This is a genomic window from Amycolatopsis sulphurea, assembly GCF_002564045.1.
Lineage (GTDB): Bacteria > Actinomycetota > Actinomycetes > Mycobacteriales > Pseudonocardiaceae > Amycolatopsis > Amycolatopsis sulphurea.
On the sequence record NZ_PDJK01000001.1, the window covers coordinates 1,142,385 to 1,160,729 of the forward strand.

The following is an 18,345-nucleotide window of genomic DNA, read 5'->3' on the forward strand; positions in this document are numbered from 1 at the left end:
AGCTCACCCCTCCCGCACTAGTCCATCGAGCGCCCGGTACGTACGGTTGCTCGCCACTGCCGCCCGCTGCTCCCGGCCGGTGGCCTCGATGTAATTCTGACTCGTCGCGAGGCTGGCATGTCCCAGCAGCGCCATGATCTCCGAAGCTGTCGCGCCGTCTTCGGCCAGCCGTGTGGCGAACGTATGGCGCAGCGCGTGCAGATTCGCCCCGGACGGCACCCGGTCGTGCAGCCCCGCCCATCGGTAACAGGACTTCACCAGGTACTCCAGCGCACCCCGCCCGATCGGATTCCCGCCACGGTCACGCAGCAGGGGCTCGCCGGCCGGGAATCGCTGCTGGGGGAACCGGCGCCGGCACGACGCGAGGTACTCCTCGATGAGCCGTTCGAGCGCGGGCTGCACCGGGATCGAACGGTCGCGGCTGCCTTTCCCGTTGACATGCAGCCGCAGCTCGCCGGAGCGGCCGACTACCGAACGCCTGGTAAGCGCCCGCATCTCCGCCGCGCGCAACCCCGCGACCAGCCCGAGGGCCAGCACCAGCACGTCCCGCTCCGGCCACGGGTCCCGCGCCCGCCGGGCACCATCGGCGGCCGCGGTGAGCAGCCGCTCCGGAGTTTCCTCGCCACGCAACGGTTTCGGCGTCAGCGGGGGAGTGCGGGGCCGCGCGACCGCACCCATCGGATTGCCCGCGAGCAGCCCGTCCGACACACAGAAGGTGAGAAACTGGTTCCACGTCGACCACGCACGCAGCACCGAACTCTTGGCGTGTGTGTCCGCGAACGCGCCGAACGCCGCGCGCAGCACCGGTGCCGTCAGATCGTCGACACGGAACTCGGCACGGCCCAGCTCGGCCACCAGGAGAGTGGTGATCCCGGCAAGATCCCGTCGATAGGCGGCAGTGGTGTGCGGCGAGTCCTTACGCGGGCGTCGGGCCGCGAAGAATGCTTGCTGCGCTTCGGAAACCAGCATGAGGATCTTGTACCGCACAGCACCGACGGTTCCGCCACCCACCCGGTTCGGGCCTTGTTTCATGCATAATAGCAATTATGCATGAAACAAGGCCCGGGGAAGAGCGGGATCCCTTGGGGGACAAGAACTCCTGAGATCAGTTCTCGATCCGGCTCCACTGTCGCCGGAGTGTCTGAATGCACGACTCCGGAAGGCAGAACTTCACCGGGAGCCGTTCGTCTCTTCGGGTGATTGCCGCGGGATATCCCGATCCGCGACGGGCCGCCGACGGGCGGAAAAGTCCGGCAAGCACCCGTCTTCGACATCCCGACGGTCTCGGTTGTTACGTCACGGTGACGAATTGACCGAGACTGACGGGGCCCAGGACCTCAGGGACCCAAGCGGCGCAGTTCGGTGGGGGACCACAATACGTCGTCATCGATGACACTTCCGTGTCCCGACCTGAAGATCATTCAATGGCGATGTACTCGACGTGCGGCGGGTGGTTCGGGAATGAGCGATCCTGCCAGCGGCCGATTCTTATGGGTGGCGCACCATTTCGATCTTGATAGATGACGTTGTTGTTGCCCGTCTTGATCCGGTCGATCCATTCATGTGTGGTAAAAGGAATTCTCCCGGCGTTCGCCCAGCACAGATGCTTAACCCAAGGATCTCCGTTTCGGTACCAAACCTCCAGGTAGCCGGTTCCGGGACCGCAATCCCCCATCCCTGTTATGGCGGATGAAACTCCGGTAGGCACCGTCAACGTGAAGACCATCGCAGCTGCGGCGGCCGCAGCCCCGACAACCTTTGTTCTTGAACGCATGATCACCTCAAAGCAATAGAAAAACTACGGAAAGTAAACCCTTCCTTTGCTGTGCAGGGAGGCTAACTCGGGAAAAGTTCGGGTGACAGCGCCGGGAACTGCACTTGCGCGAATGTTGCGGCGGTGTTGCCCGTCTGGACCTTTGACTTAGGAGCCGCGATGTCGTTCCGATCGAGGACTTCGCCTGCTCGCACCACTGGTTGTACAGCTGATCAGTGGCCCCTCTTGGCCTGCCGATCAGCAGGCCGACCGAACGCCGATAATGTACATTATGTCAAGTAACTCGCCGGTGGCCGTCTCCCCGGCAGGCGCCGCGATGTCGGGATAACTTTCTTCGGGCCGGATGTCGAGAACCCGCGACCGGCTCCGTCCCTGCTGCGAACCACCAGTTCGACACCACCACGTCAAGGAGGACCACGATGGCGAAGTACCTGTTGCTCAAGCACTACCGCGGCGCGCCGGCCTCGGTGAATCCCGAGCCGATGGACCAGTGGACGCCCGAGGAGATCTCGGCGCACGTGCAGTACATGAACGATCTCGCGGCCCGGCTGGAGAAGACCGGTGAGTTCGTCGACAGTCAGGCGCTGGCTCCCGAGGGCACGTTCGTGCGGTACGACGGTGCAGGGCGGCCGCCGGTGACCGACGGTCCGTTCGCGGAGACGAAGGACGTGATCGCGGGTTGGATGGTGATCGATGTGGACTCCTACGAGCGGGCGCTGGCGGTGGCCGGTGAGCTGTCCGCGGCACCCGGCGCGGGTGGGAAGCCGATCCACGAGTGGCTGGAGTTGCGGCCGTTCCTGGGCGATCACTCCGCCACGGCTGAGTGATCGATGGACGAGGCGGTGCTCCGTAGCCGGACGCCGGAGGTGCTGGGCGTCCTCGTCCACCGCGGTGCGGATTTCGCGGCGGCCGAGGACGCTGTGCAGGAGGCGCTGGTCGAGGCGTTGCGAGTGTGGCCGTCCGCTCCCCCGCGTGATCCGAAGGCGTGGCTGGTCACCGTCGCGTGGCGGAAGTTTCTCGATGCGACGCGGGCCGACGCAGCTCGGCGGCGGCGGGAAGAACTCGTCGACGAAGAGCCTGCGCCCGGTCCGGCTGCTGTGGTGGACGACTCGCTGCAGCTGTACTTCCTGTGTGCGCATCCGTCGTTGACGCCGTCTTCGGCGGTGGCGCTGACGTTGCGGGCGGTCGGTGGGTTGACGACGCGGCAGATCGCCGAGGCGTATCTGGTGCCGGAGGCGACGATGGCGCAGCGGATCAGCCGGGCGAAGCGAACCGTGTCCGGGGTACGGTTCGAGCAGCCCGGGGACGTCGCGACGGTGCTGAGGGTGCTGTACCTCGTGTTCAACGAGGGGTATTCCGGTGACGTCGACCTGGCAGCCGAGGCGATCCGGTTGACCTGGCAGCTGGCGGCGGTGTCCGATCATCCCGAGGTGGCCGGGCTGCTGGCGTTGATGTTGGTGCACCACGCTCGGCGGGCGGCTCGGACGGCGGCGGACGGGAGTCTGGTGCCGCTCGCCGAGCAGGATCGGTCACGCTGGGATACCGCATTGATCGCGGAGGGTGTGGAGATCCTGCAGGCTGCGCTGGCGCGTGACCGGTTGGGTGAGTTCCAGGCGCAGGCCGCGATCGCGGCGTTGCATGCGGACGCCCCCACTGCCGGCGAGACGGATTGGGTGCAGATCGTCGAGTGGTATGACGAGCTGGTCGCGTTGACCGACAGTCCGGTGGTGCGGCTGAACCGTGCGGTGGCGGTCGGCGAGGCGGATGGTCCGCGGGCGGGTCTCGCCGCGCTCGCGGAGGTAGACGCTTCGCTCCCCCGGCATACCGCGGTGTCGGCATATTTGCACGAGCGCGATGGTGAGGTGGTGGTGGCTGCGCGTCTGTATGCGGAGGCGGCTCGGAAGGCGCCGAATCTGCCTGAGCGTGATCATCTTCTGCGTCAGGCGGCGCGGTTGAACCACGCGGTCGACTGAAGTTGTTTCACTTCTTCTATGCCGTACTCGCCGGACCCCCGGGTGCAGCGGCAGTCGCGCAGCTCGCCGAGTGTGGGTACGGCGGGAAGACAGGACATCGGGCCGGCGCGGCGGCGGCCCGGGAGCTGGCCGAGCATCCACGTTGTGGCCGAGCGGGCGGCGAAGGTGGCGTTGGCGATCTCCACCGCGATGGTGCGCGCGGCCTCGGGGTGAGGTAGCTGCGGCGGACGTAGCGGGTCTCGTCCTCGCTGTGCCCGTGCGCGCCCCGGCCACTGCCCGGATCCCGGTGTTGGTCCCGCCGTAGATCGCAAGAGCATCGTCTGGGCCAGCACGTCGGCTTCGAGGGTGCCACGCTCGGCCACCGAGGTGACCGCGTCCAGGCAGCCGGTGCGCAGCACCGCCTCATTGAGGCTGGTGGCACGATCCTTGTTGGCACCCTTGCCGTCGGGGGTGTTGCCCGCGCAGGATGCCGGGGTGACTGCGGCCGCGCTGGTCGGGGCGGCGGCGGAGGTGCCGCCCACCGAGGGCCGGGTCGGTGGAGGTCGTCGAGTTGCGCACGTTCGTCGTGCGGTCGCTGGGAGGTTCGGATGCGCGCGACGCATGAGGTGACCAATCAGGTTCCGCCGCTGGTGTACGACGTGGCGGATGATCCGGCGCTGCTGTCGGCGCTCGGGCGGGCGGATGCGGGGTGGGTGTCCGGGGAGCTGCATGAGCTGGGCCGGCTGGCGGGGAGCGAGCAGGTCCAGGAGTGGGGCCGGCTGGTCAATGAGAACGAGCCGGTGCTGCGTACGCATGACCGGTACGGGCACCGGATCGACGAGGTCGAGTTCCATCCGCACTGGCACGACTTGATGCGCGTCGCGGTGTCGCATGGGTTGCAGGCCGCGCCGTGGCGGGACGAGCGTGTGGGCGTACATGCGGCGCGCGCGGCGAAGATGTACGTGTGGGGTCAGGCGGAGGCTGGGCACACCTGTCCGATTTCGATGACGTACGCGGCGGTGCCCGCGTTGCGGGCGAATCCCGACCTGGCTGAGCAGTATGAGCCGCTGCTTGCGGCGACGGAGTACGACTTCGGGCTGCGTGTGCCGAGTGGCAAGCGCGGTCTGATCGCGGGCATGTCGATGACGGAGAAGCAGGGCGGGTCCGACGTCCGTGCGAACACGACTGTGGCACGCCCGGCGGGTGACGGCACGTATCGGCTGGTCGGGCACAAGTGGTTCACGAGTGCGCCGATGTCCGACGTGTTCCTCACGCTGGCGCGGGCGCCTGGTGGGTTGTCCTGTTTCCTTCTCCCCCGCGTGCTGCCGGACGGTGCCCGTAACGGGATCCGGTTGCAGCGGTTGAAGGACAAGCTGGGCAACCGGTCGAACGCGTCGGCGGAGATCGAGTACGACGACGCGGTGGGCCGGCTGGTCGGTGACGAGGGCCTGGGTGTCCGGACGATCATCGAGATGGTCAACAACACGCGGCTGGACTGCGCGCTGGGCAGTGCGTCCGGGATGCGGCTGGGCGCGGTGCGGGCGGTGCATCACGCGAGGCACCGGTCCGCGTTCGGCAGGGCGCTGGTGGATCAGCCGCTGATGGCGAACGTGCTGGCGGATCTGGTGGTCGAGTCCGATGCGGCGACCACGGTGGCGATGCGGCTGGCGGCCGCGGGTGACCGGCCGGGTGACGAGCAGGAACAGGCGTTCCGGCGGCTGGGGCTGGCGGTGACGAAGTATTGGGTGTGCAAACGGGCGCCGATGCATGCCGCGGAGGCGCTGGAGTGCTTCGGGGGTAACGGGTACGTCGAGGAGTCCGGGATGCCGCGGCTGTACCGGGAGGCGCCGTTGATGTCGATCTGGGAGGGTTCGGGCAATGTCGCCGCGCTGGATGCGTTGCGGGCGATGGCCCGGCAGCCGGAGTCGGTGGAGGCGTTCTTCGCCGAGGCCGGGCGGGCGGCCGGTGGGGATGGGCGGCTGGACGAGGCGGTCGGCGCGCTGAAGAAGGAACTGTCCGATGTGGACGGTATCGAGTTTCGTGCGCGGCGGGTGGTGGAGTCGATGGCGCTGGTCCTGCAGGGTTCGCTGCTGGTTCGGCACGGGGCCGCCGCGGTCTCGGATGCCTTCTGTGCCACCAGGTTCGGTGGCGCCGGGGGTGTCGCGTTCGGTACTTTGCCGCCGGGCACGGATACCTCGGCGATCATCGCGCGCGCTTGCGGCTAGCCCGTGTCGCTGCGGGCGTGTTGTGCGCTCGCTCGTTAGGGTGGCGCTTCATGACCGAGCCCGCTTACGTGTCCGAGACCCGGACCGCCTATGACACCGTCGCCGAGTCCTATGCCGAAATGTTGCACGGATTGCTGGAAGAGAGCACGTGGGACCGGGCGATGCTCGGTGCGTTCGCCGAACTCGTGGGCGACGGGCCGGTCGGGGATCTGGGGTGCGGTCCTGGGCGGCTGACCGGTTATCTGGCGAAGCTGGGGCTGGACGTGTTCGGTGTCGACCTCTCCCCCGGCATGGTCGAGGTGGCTCGCCGGACGTATCCGGGGCTGCGGTTCGACGTGGGTTCGATGGCCGCGCTGGACTTGCCCGACGGTGCGCTGGCGGGTGCGCTCGCGTGGTACTCCCTCATCCACACGCCGCGGCCGGATCTGCCGGTGCTGGCCGCCGAGCTGCACCGGGTGGTGGTGCCCGGCGGCCTCCTGCTGACCGCGTTCCAGGTCGGTGATGAGGTCCGGCATCTGGAGCAGGCCTATGGCCACGACATCTCCGCGGACGCGCATCGCCTGCCGGTGGATTTCGTGCGCGATGTGTTGTCCGATGCGGGATTCGTGATTCAGTCGGTCTTGGTTCGGGAGCCGGAGGGCGACTTCGAGTCGACGCCGCAGGCGTATGTCACTGCGCGGAAGCCACGCTCGGAGTAACCGGTCTTCAGCGCCCCCGTGGCACGAACCCGGCCGGTTCGGGCAGCGGCGGCACGACCCGGGCGTAGGCCTCGGCGGCGGGCACCCCGGTGCGGGTCCTGGTCCGCATGCCCAGGTTGTCGAGCACCTCGGTTTCGGTGCGGCCGCGGGCGAGCAGCAGCAGGAACGGGTCGGCGTCGAGCAGCCAGGCCACCTGAAGGGACAGGGCCGCTGCGTGTCGGCAGGGCAGCTCCCAGCCGGGGCAGTCGCAGTCCGGGTCGAGGTCGCCGATGCCGGGCAGCAGCGGGACCACTTCGGCCAGTTCCGGGGGCAGCTGGCGGTCGAGTAGCGCGGCCAGGTGCCCGGCGTGCGCGCCGGCCCGGTCCAGCAGCAGTTCCCAGTCCGCAGCGGACAGTTCGGCCAGCTGTACCGCGGTGCGGAACGGGCCTTCGCCGACGTCCTCGGTGGTGGCGGTGATCCGGCCGGGGCCGACGGTGATCGGGCCGACGAGCCCGGCTGCGGCGTACTGCCGTCCCTTGCGCAGCTGCCGCAGGTCCAGCGCGGTGTCCTCCATCGCCTGGACCCACGCGCGGCCCCACCAGGTGCGGGCGAACGGGCCGCGGCCGGCGCGGGCAGGGAAGGCGGCGAAGCCGCGCACGCGGTCGGTCATGCGTCCCTCCGGAGGGTGACGAGTTCCGTCAGTTCGGCGTCGGTGAGTTCGGTGAGCGCGGCTTCCCCGCCACCGAGGACGGACTCGGCGAGCGCGCGCTTTTCCCGCAGCATCACCGCGATCCGGTCCTCCACGGTGCCTTCGGCGACGAGCCGGTGCACCTGGACGGGCCGGGTCTGGCCGATCCGGTACGCCCGGTCGGTGGCCTGGTCCTCCACTGCCGGGTTCCACCAGCGGTCGTAGTGCACGACGTGGTCGGCGCGGGTGAGGGTCAGTCCGGTTCCGGCGGCTTTGAGCGAGAGCAGGAACACCGGCACCTCGCCGTGCTGGAACCGGCGGACCTGCTCCTCGCGCCGGGCGACCGGGGTGCCGCCGTGCAGCAGCTCGGACGGGATCCCGCGGCCGGTGAGGTGCCGCTGCAGCAGCCGCGCCATCACCACGTACTGCGTGAACACCAGCACGGCGCCGTCTTCGGCGAGGATGGTGTCCAGCAGTTCGTCGAGCAGTTCGAGTTTCCCGGAGCGCCCGGACAGCGGACTGTCCTCCGGTTCGGCCAGGTACTGCGCCGGATGGTTGCAGATCTGTTTGAGCGCGGTCAGCAGTTTCACCACCCGGCCACGGCGGGCCATGCCGTCGCTCGCGGCGACCTGCGCCATCAGCTCGCGCACCGTGGCCTCGTAGAGCGCGATCTGTTCCGTGGTCAGCGACACCGGCCGGTCGGTCTCCGTCTTGGCCGGCAGCTCCGGTGCGATCCCGGGGTCGGTTTTGCGGCGGCGCAACAGAAACGGCCGCAGTAGCCGGGTCAGCCGCGCTGCCGTCGCGGCATCGCCGGACTCGACCGGCTTGCCCCAGCGCTCGCGGAACTCCGTGAGCGGGCCGAGCAGGCCGGGTGTGGTCCAGTCGAGGATCGCCCACAGTTCGGTGAGCGTGTTCTCCACCGGCGTGCCGGTGAGCGCGACCCGTGCCGCGGACCGGACCGTGCGTAGCGCCTTCGCGGTGTCCGAACGGTGGTTCTTCACGTGCTGGGCTTCGTCGGCGACGAGCAGATCCCAGTCCATCACGGTCAGCGGCGCCGGATCGGCTCGGAGCGTGCCGTAGGTGGTGAGCACGAAACCGCCGTCGACGCCGTCGAGGGAGCGGGAGCTGCCATGGAACCGGCGGACGGGCGTGCCCGGCGCGAACCGGCGGATCTCGCTTTCCCACGTGCCCAGCAGCGATGTCGGACAGACCACCAACGTTGGCCCGGCATCGCGGTGCAGGTGCAGCGCGATCAGCGTGATCGTCTTGCCGAGTCCCATGTCGTCGGCGAGGCAGCCGCCGAGGCCGACGCCGGTGATCGTGTCCAGCCAGTGCAGCCCGCGCAGCTGGTAGTCCCGCAGGTGGGCGGCGAGCCCGGCCGGTTGCGGGACAGGTTCGGGAGCGGCCGAGAGGCGGGTACGCAGCTCGTCGAGCCAGCCGTCCGTGCGGACTTCGATCTCGTCGCCGTCGACCTCGGTGTGGCCGGTCAGCGCGACGCCGAGCGCTTCGATCCCGGTGAGTGGTTCGAGCACGCGGTCCCGGGCGCGGTCGGCGGTCTTGCGGTCGAGCACGACCCATTGGTCACGCAGCCGCACCACCGGGCGTTGCGCCTCGGCAAGCGTGTCCAGCTCGGCCTTGGTCAGCTCGCCGTCGCCGAGCGCGAATTGCCAGTCGAACTCCAGCACCCGGTCTCCGCCGAAGAACGACCGTACGTCGCCCGGCTCGATGCCGGGGCGGACGACCGCGCGAGCGGTGAGCCCCGTCAGTTCCGCGGGCCAGTGCACGGTCATCCCCGCCGGGTCGAGCGCGCCGGTGAGCAGCTCGGTGAGTTCGCCGTCATCCAGCGGGATCGAGGAGGGCACCGCCGCGGACAGCAGGGGTCCGAGCGGGGGCCACACGTCCGCAGCGTGCCGCAGCGCCAGCAGGACCTCGTGCCGGGTGTCCTGCTTGTCGGACTCCCACAGCTGCGCGGCGTCGACCAGCGGCTCTGCTCCGCCGTGCACCTGGACGACCCCGCGGAAGCTGCCTCCGGCGGGGTCGAGCGCCTCGATCCGCAGCGACACCTGTACTTCCGGCTCCAGACCGGCCAGGTCGCCGAGGAACCGCAGCAGCGTCGGGTATCGCTCGGGCAGCAGGTCCGGACAGCCGGGGACCGGCCCGGCATGCGCGTGCGGCGGCATCGCGTCGGCGAGGCGGTGCAGCCACTGTTCCTCGGCCGGATCCAGCGGACCGGTCCAGCCCGCCTCGGCCAGCCGCGCACCCGCTTCCGCGGCCAGCGCCCAGAACTCACCGGAGGGACCCTCCGGGAGCAACGTCACCGCGTCGGCGATCGGCAGGCGCCGCGCAGGCACGGTGCGCAGCCCCTCCGGCAACACGACGTCCACCGTGCCGAGCCGTCCCGGCCCGTCGGGCGTGCCCCCGTCCGGACGCCAGAAAACGACCTCGCCCGGTTCCATGATCACTGCGTTCGGTGCTCTCCCCCTCAGCTTCGGCACGCTAGTCTACCTGAAAACTCTGTACTACGTACGAGGAGAAACAATGGACCCCGCGCAGGAGGACGACCCGAGGCGCGCGATCGAGCTGCTGTGGGACGTGCCCGGCCCGTCCAAGCGTGGGCCGAAACCGAAGCTCACCGCCGCCGACGTGGTCACCGCGGCGATCCGGCTGGCAGAAGCGGACGGACTGGCCTCGGTCACCATGCGCCACGTCGCCGGCGCACTCGGCGTCGCGCCGATGTCGCTCTACACCTACGTACCGGGCCGGACGGAGCTGGTCGGACTGATGGTCGACCGCGCGTACGGGGAGCTGGGCACTGAGCTGCCGCAAGGCTGGCGCGCCGCGCTCACCACGGTCGCCGAAGACCTCTGGCGGCTCTACCACCGGCACCCGTGGCTGCTGGAGGTTCCCGGCGGACGGCCCGCGCTCGGCCCGCACAGCTTCGCCAAATACGAACGCGAACTGTCCGCCCTCGACGAGCTACGACTCGACGACGTCCAGCTCGACGCGGTGGTCAGTCTCGTCAACGGCCTCGTCGCCGGCGCCGCCCGCGGATCGCTGGAAGCCGCGCGCACCGCTCGGCGCAGCGGGCTGACCGACCTCGAATGGTGGGCCCGCTGCGCCCCCGTGCTCGCCGCGATCCCGGCCGCGGATCCGTCACGGTTCCCACGCGCCACACGGGTGGGCACGACGGCCGGGCAGGCCCACGGCGGGACGTCGGATCCCGCGCACCACTTCCGTTTCGGGCTCGCCCGGATCCTCGACGGGATCGCCCGGCTGGGCGAGGAGGCCGGAAACTGTCGGTGCCGTGGGGCATCATCGGGAATCGTCCCGGCATCGCAACCGGAACGCCTGCGAGCACTGGAGGAGCCATGCCCACCGTCGTAGCCCGGCCCGAACAGCACTATGCCGGTTACCGCACCACCATCGGGGTGGACGGGCTGCGCGAGGTCGCGCACCGGATCGCGGCCATCGTCGGCGAACTCGCCGCGCGGGGTGTCCCGCCCGCGGACGCGCCGTTCTTCCGCTACCTCGTGCTCGGGCCTGGCATGCGCAGCCTCACCGTGGAAGCCGGGGTCCCCGTCGCGGCGCCAGTCGAGCTGGGCGGCGAGTACGTCACCGGCGTCGTTCCCAGCGGCAAGTACGTCGTCGAAACCCACCACGGCGCACCGGACGGGCTCGCCGCGGCCACCGCCGCCGTCCTCGAATGGGGTGAACGCGAGGGCATCCGTTGGGACCGCACCGAAGAAGCCGACGGTGAACACTGGGCCGGACGGCTCGAGGTCTACCGTACCGACCCCCGCGCCGAACCGGACGCCACACGCTGGGAAACCGACCTCTACTTCCGCCTCGCCGACTGAGTGAACGCCATGACCGACGAGAACACCGGCTGGGGCGGCGGCCTGTGGGCAGCCGCCGACCTCGTGACCCCGATGGCAATCCGGGTCGCCGCGACCCTGCGGCTGGCTGACCACATCGCCGCCGGTACCACCACTCCCGAGGCGCTGGCCACGGCCGTGCACGCCGATCCCGACGCACTCGGCCGGGTACTGGCCCACCTCGTGACCGCCGGAGTGCTCTCCCCCGCCGCGTCCGGCTACGCCCTCACCCCGCGGGGAGAGCAGCTGCGCGAGGACCATCCGGACGGCATACGCGCCTGGCTCGACCTCGATGGTTCGGTCGGCCGCGCCGATCTGTGCTTCGTCGAGCTCCTGCACACGGTGCGCACCGGAGCACCCGCCTTCCCCCACCGATTCGGCCGGTCCTACTGGGAGGACCTGTCCGCCGATCCGGACCGCTCGGCCTCCTTCGACGCGCTGATGTCCACCCGCCTCTCCGCAGACGCGCCGTCGATCGCCATCGGCTACCCGTGGGGACAGCTCGACCACGTCGTCGACGTCGGCGGCGGTGACGGCACCTTGTTGCTGGCGATCCTGCGTGCCCACCCGCACCTGCATGGCACCGTGCTCGACCTGGCCGGCCCAGCCGCACGCGCCGCCGAAGCGATCACCGCCGCCGGCCTCGACGGGCGCGCATCCAGCCGTGCCGGCAGCTTCTTCGACCCACTCCCCACCGGCGCACGCGGCTACCTGCTGTCGGGCGTACTCCCCGACTGGGACGACGACCACGCCGTGCGAATCCTCCGCCGCTGCGCGGAAGCCGCCACCGAAGGCGGGACGGTGTTCGTCATCGACCACTCCGCCGAGGGCGGCAGCACCGAAGGCGACCTCCGCATGCTCTGTTACGTCGGCGGCCGCGAACGGTCACTCGCCCAGCTGCACGACCTCGCCGCCAGCGCCGGACTGCAGCCAGGCCCGCACCATCCCGCGGGGACGCGCACGATCGTGGAACTCATGCCCTCGGGCTGAGCGGTTTCGCTGCCCTGGTTCGTGCGGTTCCTCCTGCGGTGACGGGTGCTCGGCGTTATCCGACCCAGGTGATGAACAGCATGGTCACCCGCACCACGTCACGCTCGCCGATCACGTACTGGGCGTCGCCGAAACGCCCGAAACCCGCTCGCCACGAACCGCTGCCCTTGTCCGCGCGGCCCGCGTTCCACGGGTCGTTGCCGAGCTTCTTTTCCAGGCCGGCCAGTGCCTGCTGCCCTTCCGGGGGCAGGGTTTCCTTCTGCTCGGCGGCGCGGGTCGGGTAGCGGACCTCGTAGCTCATCAGTGTTCCCCCGCGAGATCGGACTCGTCGCCGGCGCCCAGGCGCTCGATCACGCCGGCGGTGTACTCGCCGATTTCCGGGTTGAGGTGCCGCAGCGCCCGGCCGTACCAGAACCCGACGGCCTCGTGCACGGGCGTCAGGTCGAAACTGTCTTCTGCCTCCGCCATCGTGCGGTGGAAGTCGCGCTTGAATTCCGCGAGATCGTCCGCGCTGAGGGCCCTCAGCGCCTCACGGACCGCCGCGGCGGAACGCTCGAACGTCACCCGGGGCTGGTAAGGAGGCCGGTTCGCCGAATCGTCGACGACCAGACCGGGGATGTCACGGGCGGTTGCGGTCATGGTTCCCGATTGTGCCGCACCCGGCCGTCGCGGAGTAAGAACCTGTCAGCGTGATCGTTGCGTCGGGCTGGGCAGCAGAGTGTCGGGCGAACCGCGGGCTGCTGGGCGACCGCTCGGCACCGGATTCCCCGGCGTGCCAAGGACTTTCGACAGATCCGGGCTCAGCGGGCCAGGTCCGGCGACACCACACGGTCCACGAACCCGTAAGCCAGGGCCTCCTCGGCGTCGAACCAGCGGTCACGGTCCGCGTCCGCGATGATCCGCTCCACCGGCTGCCCGGTCTGCCGCGCCGTGATCTCCGCGATCCGCTGTTTCATCCGCCCGAACACCTCGGCCTGGATCTTGATATCGGTCGCCACGCCGCCGATGCCCGCCGAGGGCTGGTGCATCACCACCCGGGTGCTCGGCAGCAGGTACCGCTTCCCCGGCGTCCCGGACGACAGCAGCACCTGCCCCATCGAGGCGACGAACCCCAGCCCCCACGTCGCCACGTCCGGCTGCACCAGCTGCATCGTGTCGTAGATGGCCATCCCCGCCGTGACCGAGCCACCCGGCGAGTTCACGTAGAAGGTGATGTCACGATCCGGATCGTCCGCGGCGAGCAACAGCAACTGGGCGATGATCCGGTTCGCGACCTCCTCGGTCACCTCGGTACCCAGGAACACGATCCGGTCGCGCAGCAGCCGGTCGTACACCGAGTCGTCGCCGCTCTGCCCCGTGCTCTGCATCCGGGATGCCGTGGTGCCCGCCATGACCGCCTCCTGCTCGTCGCCTGTCGTTGCCGACGGTAGAACAGGCCACCGCGGCACGGAGCCCGCGTTCGCTCACGGCGTGCGGCGTTCGCTTCCGGCGATCACGCCGCACGCCCCGGCTTCGCGGCGGGATCGCAGCGCCAGGCGATGTGTGCACGCCATCGACCACCAGGTCACGACCGGGTGCGCCATCGTCGGCCACCCGTGACCGGTCACGGGGCCGTCCGTCTCCTGTGGACAGCAACCCGGTCCGTTGCCATAGCCAGGTCTCGTCCGCGCGAGCCGGCCGGGTCTGTTGCGAAGGCCCGGCCCGACCGGCGGATACTGAACCCTGATGTTCGCCCCTGCCCTCGCCCCCGTCGCTCTCGACCGGTCCGGTAGCTGATCTTCCCGCTTAAGCGGGAAGATCAGTGCATGCAGAACCCCCGGCTCGGCCCGACGACCCGCGTGATGCACGCGATGGAACAGCTCTGGGCAGCGATCCGCCACCGGCACGCGGACGTGCCGGACGCCATCCTCGTCCTGGCCTCCGGCACCATGGGAACCACCACCGAGATCCACGGGCACTTCGCCCGCGCACGCTGGCACGTCGGCGACGGTGTCGACCCGCGCGCCGAGTTCTTCCTCGGTGCGGAAGGCCTCCGCCGCAGCCCCGCCGAAATCCTCTCCACCACGCTGCACGAAGCCGCGCACGGCATCGCGGCCACCCGCGACATCGTCGACGTCAGCGACGGCCGCTACCACAACAAGCGGTTCGCCGCCCTCGCCGCGGAAGTCGGTCTCCGCGCCGACCAAGCCGACCGAATCGGCTGGTCCGCCACCACCGCTTTACCGGAAACCGTAGCCACCTACCGCGCGGAACTCTCCACCCTCGAAGCCGCCCTGACCGTCTGGCGGCACACCGAACAGGAGGTCGCCGTCCGCGCCATCGCTCCCCCACCAGACATCGAGGACCCCGACACGCCCGCCTTGCCACCTGTAGTCGTCGCCCCCGTCGACGGCCGGGGCGCACACCGGGGTGGCCCGAACTACGTCGCCGCGATCTGCCGGTGCGAACCCCCGCGACGCATCCGCGCAGCCCGCTCAAGCCTCGAACTCGGCCCGATCACCTGCACGCTCTGCGGAGACCCGTTCATCGAAGCCTGACCGTGTACGCGGTATCTCCCGCGTACACGCCGCAGTCGGCTGCTCCGTCTACGCGGGTACGTCACCACCGTCGTCGCCATCGTCGAGGAGGATCGCCAGCAAGTCGTCGCGCAGCGGCGTGGAGGGCTCCGCCGCGGCAGCGAGCGCGCGCCGACGTACGCGGGACAGCAGGCTTGTGACGTGGTCACGGTCTGCCGTCGACTGGGCGAGCTGCGCGCTCACCGCGTCCACCTGACCCCGCGCACTGACCAACTCGGTCCGTACTTCGCCGATCCGGGACCGGAGTTCGGCATCGCGCACATGGTGTTCGGCGAGAATGTGCTGATTCCTGGCGTCACTGTCGCGCAGCCGGGCACCGGCCGCCTCCAGCTCTGCATTCTGGGCGGTCAGCAGCCGTTCCACGGACTTGCTCTGGTCCTGAAGATCCTGCAGAGCGGCCCGTGCTGCGTCGCGCTCCGCCGTGCGCCCGGAAAGCTCCTCTGCACGCGCCGACACGTCGGCCGTCAACTCTGCGACGCGTTCGCGCAGCTCATCCACGCGCTTGCGGTACGCTCCCGCTTCCTCGGCCGCCTTCGCCGCCCGCTCGGCGACCGCCTGCGCAGTCGCCTCCGCGCGCGCCTGCTCCAGCTGCGCCGCCACTCGCGCCGCAACCGCTCCCTCCGCTGTCGCTTCGGCAGCTCCGCGAGCCTCCTCCGCTGCCCGCGCCTCCGCTACCGCGTCACGCGCTGCCGCTTCCGCTGCCTCGGCCTTCGCTGACGCTTCGTCGCGCTGATGGTCGGCTTCTCGTGCCGCCTGCTCCGCAGCCTCCGCTCGCGCTACCGCCGCGGTGACCTCCGCCCGCAGCCGGGCCGTGATCGTGTCGAGAGCGTTGCTGAGTGTTCGCAGCGGCTCCGCCGCCGCTGCCGCCGCGTTGCCGAACGCCTCGCCGGCGTCTCTCAACGCCGCCGTCGGAACCCCGTCCTCACCCAATGCCTCGCGCAGCGCCGACTCCGCGCCCGCGAGCTGCTTGCAGCTCTTCCCGCCCGGCCACGTCCGCTCCGGACAGAACTCGTACGGACGCCCTCCCCGCGGCCCCGGCGGAGGCAACGCCTGCCGGCATCGCCGAAACCCACACCGAGCCACGCCCGCCTGCTCGACGTCGGGACGAATCTCCTGGTCAACCATGCGATCCAGAGTATCTTGTCAGTTATATATCTAATAACCAGGGTTGCAGTTAATATAACTTCAGATCTTCTGTGCTACAGAACAGAGATTCTGTAGCACAGGTGAAACTGGAACCCGTTGACTACACACTGTGGTATTGTTGTTACTGACAGTGAGGTAGGTGGGCGTGAAAAAGTATGGGCCGCTGAAGATCCGGACTTACAGCCGGACCCGAGTTCAAGGCAGCCGAGACCGCGAGGAGGGGGACGTTAAAGGACGAGCAGACACCGGTGAGCGGACAAGCGACGCGACTGGGCGCGACTCTCGCCGTAAATCTGCGCATCGAATCGAGCATCGATCGTGGCGCCGGCGACCGAGTCGATCTCGTCCGCCGCGCACTTGCCGCCGTTATCTCGCCGCCATCGACGGCGAGCAACCGCGCAGACCGGCACGCCGCCACCCTCAGGGCTTTGGGCGGGCTCCCCGCAGCTGTTCACGAAGCGTGAACGACGTCGACCGGGCGAGCTGTTCGCGTCCATCACCTGGTCGGGCGCCGGGGCGGCCACCTCGTCAGCGTGCCACTCCTGTGCCCGCTGACGGGATCGTGGCCTGCTACCGAGGTGTCGGAGGTGTCAGCCGACCCAAGTAGATGAACGGTACGGTCATCCGGACCACGTTGTTGTCGCCGATGACGTATGTGGCCTGCCCGTAGTCGCTGAAGTCCGCGCACCAGGCGCCGTCGCTTTTGGCTTCCTGTCCGATCTTCCACAGGTTGCTGCTCCGGTGGCCCCTCCAGGCGCGCGAGCGCACGTTTGCCGTCAGGCGGGAGACTGTCCTTCTGCTCTTCGGTGCGCGAGGTGTAGCGGATTTCGTAGTCCACCCGGCCGCCGCCGGTGCTGATCCAGGCGCCGGGTCGCCGTCGGCCTTCAGCCATTCCGCTTCCGAAGCCGTGCACGCGCTCACCTCCTCGTCGAGGTGATGGACGGCTCGGATTCATGATGCAAACTCGAAATGCCAAGGCACCCGAACTCGAAGGCACCCGAACTCGAACGCCGCGTCAGCGAACACCAACAGGCCCTCGATGCCGCTCCCGCCGACGACGTGGCCACCCGATCACTCCGGGTGCCACGTCTCCGCGACGAGGTCGACGGCGCTGCGGGCCGGGTCGCGGGCGGCGTGGTCGTAGACGCCGCGGGTGGTGTCGATGCTGCTGTGGCCGACGTCGGCTTGGACGTGGTCGAGGTTGGCGCCGGCTTCCACGGCTGTGGTGACGTAGAAGTGGCGCAGGGCGTGCGGGTGCAGCGAGTCGGCGACGGTGGCGAGGTCGGCGCCGCTGCCGGCGGCGACGCGGCGGAGTAGCTGCCAGATCGCCTGGCGTTGGAAGCGGCGGCCGGTGCGGGTACGCAGGAGTGGGCGGTCCTCGCCGGCTGCAGTGGTACCGCGGCGGGCGACGGTGGTCGATGGGGTGCCGGCGCGTGTCTGGTAGGTGGCGAGGGCGTCTTCGGCGGGGCGGCTGAGGTAGACGACGCGGGACTTACCGCCTTTGCCGTGAACTCGCAGCGCGCGGCGGCCTCGGGTGACGTGGAGGTCGCGTTCGTCGAGGGCGCACAGTTCGCTCACGCGCAGCCCCAGCGTGAACAGCGTGACGACGGCGGCAGCGCGGGCGGTGTCGACGGGGCTCGCGCCGCGGCGTGGGGCGGCAGCGGCGGCGTGCAAGGCGGCGACCTGGCGTGCGGTGAGTGTGACGGTGGCCGACGTGCTCTGCGTCGCGGCGGTGAGGCCCAGTCGTCGCCGGCTGAGGGCGGCGGGGTTGGCGGTGGCCAGGCCGCACTCGGCGAGGTGGCTGTAGAGAGTCTTGACCGTGGCGAGCATGCGGTCCCGGGTCGCGGGTGCGGCGCCTGCGTCGGTGAGGGCGTCGAGCCAGGCCTTGACGTCGCCGGTGGTGGCGTGGCCGGGGTCGAGCAGGCGGGCAGCGCACCAGCGGAACCAGTGCAGGTGCCGCAGCCGGCCCGGCGCGGCGGGCGGCGGTCCGGAGCGCCGGACCGGCTGCGGTGCGGGGCTGAGTGAGACGCGCAGTGCGGCGGCGTAGGCCGCAAGTGCGTCGTTCCACGCCGCGGTGGTGTCGCCGGGGCGTTGCCAGGCGCGGATTGCGTCGGCGGTGACTGGGAGGCCGAGGCCTTCACCGTACGTGCGGCGGGTGAGCGGGTTGCCGTATCCGCTGAGCCAGTCCGCGATCCCGGCGAGCAGAGCGGCCGGATCTCCGGCGCCGGGCCACTGGTCGAGTTCGGCGGAAACGGCGCCGGGCTCCGCCGTTGCAAGGGCCGTTGCGAGGGCTGAGCCGGCGCCGGACATGATCACCACCCGGCGAGGCTAGCAGCAGAACAGCCACGGCTACGCTAGAAAGATGCTCGACCCGCGAGTCGGCCGCGCCAGAGAAGCGAGTCGGCCCGAGCGGGCGAAACCCGGCGACGAAAGACAGCCGCG

Annotated in this window: 18 protein-coding genes; 8 read left to right on the forward strand and 10 right to left on the reverse strand. The window is 69.9% G+C overall.

Features of this window, described 5'->3' with window-relative positions; translation table 11 throughout:
* Positions 1-3: 3 nt before the first annotated feature.
* Together ATK36_RS05170 and ATK36_RS05175 are read right to left on the reverse strand one after the other, a co-directional pair.
* Entirely contained in the window at positions 4-987 is a 984-nt protein-coding gene (locus ATK36_RS05170) for a tyrosine-type recombinase/integrase (RefSeq protein ID WP_098510050.1), read from the reverse strand.
* Between the two features lie 430 nt (positions 988-1,417).
* Complete coding sequence (locus tag ATK36_RS05175; protein WP_098510051.1) at positions 1,418-1,774, reverse strand: beta/gamma crystallin domain-containing protein; 357 nt, start codon at positions 1,772-1,774, stop codon at positions 1,418-1,420.
* Between the two features lie 419 nt (positions 1,775-2,193).
* On the opposite strand from ATK36_RS05175, the gene ATK36_RS05180 reads away from it, so the two are divergent.
* Complete coding sequence (locus ATK36_RS05180; protein ID WP_098510052.1) at positions 2,194-2,601, forward strand: YciI family protein; 408 nt, start codon at positions 2,194-2,196, stop codon at positions 2,599-2,601.
* A gap of 3 nt (positions 2,602-2,604) precedes the next feature.
* Positions 2,605-3,747: an RNA polymerase sigma factor gene (locus ATK36_RS05185; RefSeq protein ID WP_098510053.1), complete on the forward strand. Its 1,143-nt coding sequence runs from the start codon at positions 2,605-2,607 to the stop codon at positions 3,745-3,747.
* On the opposite strand, the gene ATK36_RS31250 is transcribed toward ATK36_RS05185, so the two are convergent.
* Entirely contained in the window at positions 3,714-4,268 is a 555-nt protein-coding gene (locus ATK36_RS31250) for a hypothetical protein (protein ID WP_170069597.1), read from the reverse strand. The genes ATK36_RS05185 and ATK36_RS31250 overlap by 34 nt on opposite strands.
* A 66-nt stretch (positions 4,269-4,334) precedes the next feature.
* Between ATK36_RS31250 and ATK36_RS05195 the strand changes: the two genes are divergently transcribed.
* Together ATK36_RS05195 and ATK36_RS05200 are read left to right on the forward strand one after the other, a co-directional pair.
* Positions 4,335-5,951: an acyl-CoA dehydrogenase family protein gene (locus ATK36_RS05195; protein WP_098510054.1), complete on the forward strand. Its 1,617-nt coding sequence runs from the start codon at positions 4,335-4,337 to the stop codon at positions 5,949-5,951.
* 50 nt (positions 5,952-6,001) lie between these two features.
* Positions 6,002-6,649, forward strand: coding sequence for a class I SAM-dependent DNA methyltransferase (locus tag ATK36_RS05200; protein WP_098510055.1), 648 nt, complete (start codon positions 6,002-6,004; stop codon positions 6,647-6,649).
* A gap of 7 nt (positions 6,650-6,656) precedes the next feature.
* Here ATK36_RS05200 and ATK36_RS05205 read toward each other — a convergent pair whose 3' ends face one another.
* Positions 6,657-7,298 (reverse strand): SWIM zinc finger family protein, encoded by a 642-nt coding sequence (locus tag ATK36_RS05205; RefSeq protein WP_098510056.1) that lies wholly within the window; start codon positions 7,296-7,298, stop codon positions 6,657-6,659.
* On the reverse strand, positions 7,295-9,772 hold the full coding sequence (locus ATK36_RS05210; RefSeq protein ID WP_098510354.1) for a DEAD/DEAH box helicase: 2,478 nt from the start codon (positions 9,770-9,772) through the stop codon (positions 7,295-7,297). The genes ATK36_RS05205 and ATK36_RS05210 overlap by 4 nt, the downstream gene beginning before the upstream one ends.
* An 82-nt stretch (positions 9,773-9,854) precedes the next feature.
* Here ATK36_RS05210 and ATK36_RS05215 point away from each other — a divergent pair, with 82 nt between their 5' ends.
* Genes ATK36_RS05215 through ATK36_RS05225 form a run of 3 tightly spaced genes read left to right on the forward strand, consistent with a single transcriptional unit; the run spans position 9,855 to position 12,181 of the window.
* A complete protein-coding gene (locus ATK36_RS05215; RefSeq protein WP_098510057.1) occupies positions 9,855-10,700 on the forward strand; it encodes a TetR/AcrR family transcriptional regulator C-terminal domain-containing protein in 846 nt (281 codons plus the stop codon).
* Positions 10,685-11,173: a GyrI-like domain-containing protein gene (locus tag ATK36_RS05220; RefSeq protein WP_098510058.1), complete on the forward strand. Its 489-nt coding sequence runs from the start codon at positions 10,685-10,687 to the stop codon at positions 11,171-11,173. The genes ATK36_RS05215 and ATK36_RS05220 overlap by 16 nt, the downstream gene beginning before the upstream one ends.
* 9 nt (positions 11,174-11,182) lie before the next feature.
* Positions 11,183-12,181: a methyltransferase gene (locus tag ATK36_RS05225; RefSeq protein WP_098510355.1), complete on the forward strand. Its 999-nt coding sequence runs from the start codon at positions 11,183-11,185 to the stop codon at positions 12,179-12,181.
* Positions 12,182-12,236: 55 nt separating this feature from the next.
* On the opposite strand, the gene ATK36_RS05230 is transcribed toward ATK36_RS05225, so the two are convergent.
* The 3 genes from ATK36_RS05230 to ATK36_RS05240 form a co-directional block, all read right to left on the reverse strand.
* Complete coding sequence (locus tag ATK36_RS05230; RefSeq protein ID WP_098510059.1) at positions 12,237-12,482, reverse strand: hypothetical protein; 246 nt, start codon at positions 12,480-12,482, stop codon at positions 12,237-12,239.
* Entirely contained in the window at positions 12,482-12,820 is a 339-nt protein-coding gene (locus ATK36_RS05235) for a DUF6247 family protein (protein ID WP_098510060.1), read from the reverse strand. The genes ATK36_RS05230 and ATK36_RS05235 overlap by 1 nt, the downstream gene beginning before the upstream one ends.
* Before the next feature lie 161 nt (positions 12,821-12,981).
* Positions 12,982-13,572 (reverse strand): ClpP family protease, encoded by a 591-nt coding sequence (locus tag ATK36_RS05240; RefSeq protein ID WP_098510061.1) that lies wholly within the window; start codon positions 13,570-13,572, stop codon positions 12,982-12,984.
* Positions 13,573-13,986: 414 nt separating this feature from the next.
* On the opposite strand from ATK36_RS05240, the gene ATK36_RS05245 reads away from it, so the two are divergent.
* Positions 13,987-14,718 (forward strand): hypothetical protein, encoded by a 732-nt coding sequence (locus ATK36_RS05245; protein WP_245914341.1) that lies wholly within the window; start codon positions 13,987-13,989, stop codon positions 14,716-14,718.
* Between the two features lie 48 nt (positions 14,719-14,766).
* Here ATK36_RS05245 and ATK36_RS05250 read toward each other — a convergent pair whose 3' ends face one another.
* Together ATK36_RS05250 and ATK36_RS05260 are read right to left on the reverse strand one after the other, a co-directional pair.
* Complete coding sequence (locus ATK36_RS05250; RefSeq protein WP_098510062.1) at positions 14,767-15,882, reverse strand: response regulator receiver protein; 1,116 nt, start codon at positions 15,880-15,882, stop codon at positions 14,767-14,769.
* 1,092 nt (positions 15,883-16,974) lie between these two features.
* Positions 16,975-18,213 carry a tyrosine-type recombinase/integrase gene (locus tag ATK36_RS05260; protein WP_098510357.1) on the reverse strand — a complete coding sequence of 413 codons (1,239 nt, stop codon included), beginning with the start codon at positions 18,211-18,213 and terminating at the stop codon, positions 16,975-16,977.
* Positions 18,214-18,345: the final 132 nt, after the last annotated feature.

What these genes read in the sequence shown, in the direction of transcription:
- ATK36_RS05175 (WP_098510051.1), bottom strand. Translation starts at nt 1,774, where the DNA reads ATGCGTTCAAGAACAAAGGTTGTCGGGGCTGCGGCCGCCGCAGCTGCG.
- ATK36_RS05180 (WP_098510052.1), top strand. Translation starts at nt 2,194, where the DNA reads ATGGCGAAGTACCTGTTGCTCAAGCACTACCGCGGCGCGCCGGCCTCG.
- ATK36_RS05185 (WP_098510053.1), top strand. Translation starts at nt 2,605, where the DNA reads ATGGACGAGGCGGTGCTCCGTAGCCGGACGCCGGAGGTGCTGGGCGTC.
- ATK36_RS05195 (WP_098510054.1), top strand. Translation starts at nt 4,335, where the DNA reads ATGCGCGCGACGCATGAGGTGACCAATCAGGTTCCGCCGCTGGTGTAC.
- ATK36_RS05200 (WP_098510055.1), top strand. Translation starts at nt 6,002, where the DNA reads ATGACCGAGCCCGCTTACGTGTCCGAGACCCGGACCGCCTATGACACC.
- ATK36_RS05205 (WP_098510056.1), bottom strand. Translation starts at nt 7,298, where the DNA reads ATGACCGACCGCGTGCGCGGCTTCGCCGCCTTCCCTGCCCGCGCCGGC.
- ATK36_RS05210 (WP_098510354.1), bottom strand. Translation starts at nt 9,772, where the DNA reads ATGGAACCGGGCGAGGTCGTTTTCTGGCGTCCGGACGGGGGCACGCCC.
- ATK36_RS05215 (WP_098510057.1), top strand. Translation starts at nt 9,855, where the DNA reads ATGGACCCCGCGCAGGAGGACGACCCGAGGCGCGCGATCGAGCTGCTG.
- ATK36_RS05220 (WP_098510058.1), top strand. Translation starts at nt 10,685, where the DNA reads ATGCCCACCGTCGTAGCCCGGCCCGAACAGCACTATGCCGGTTACCGC.
- ATK36_RS05225 (WP_098510355.1), top strand. Translation starts at nt 11,183, where the DNA reads ATGACCGACGAGAACACCGGCTGGGGCGGCGGCCTGTGGGCAGCCGCC.
- ATK36_RS05230 (WP_098510059.1), bottom strand. Translation starts at nt 12,482, where the DNA reads ATGAGCTACGAGGTCCGCTACCCGACCCGCGCCGCCGAGCAGAAGGAA.
- ATK36_RS05235 (WP_098510060.1), bottom strand. Translation starts at nt 12,820, where the DNA reads ATGACCGCAACCGCCCGTGACATCCCCGGTCTGGTCGTCGACGATTCG.
- ATK36_RS05240 (WP_098510061.1), bottom strand. Translation starts at nt 13,572, where the DNA reads ATGGCGGGCACCACGGCATCCCGGATGCAGAGCACGGGGCAGAGCGGC.
- ATK36_RS05245 (WP_245914341.1), top strand. Translation starts at nt 13,987, where the DNA reads ATGCAGAACCCCCGGCTCGGCCCGACGACCCGCGTGATGCACGCGATG.
- ATK36_RS05250 (WP_098510062.1), bottom strand. Translation starts at nt 15,882, where the DNA reads ATGGTTGACCAGGAGATTCGTCCCGACGTCGAGCAGGCGGGCGTGGCT.
- ATK36_RS05260 (WP_098510357.1), bottom strand. Translation starts at nt 18,213, where the DNA reads ATGTCCGGCGCCGGCTCAGCCCTCGCAACGGCCCTTGCAACGGCGGAG.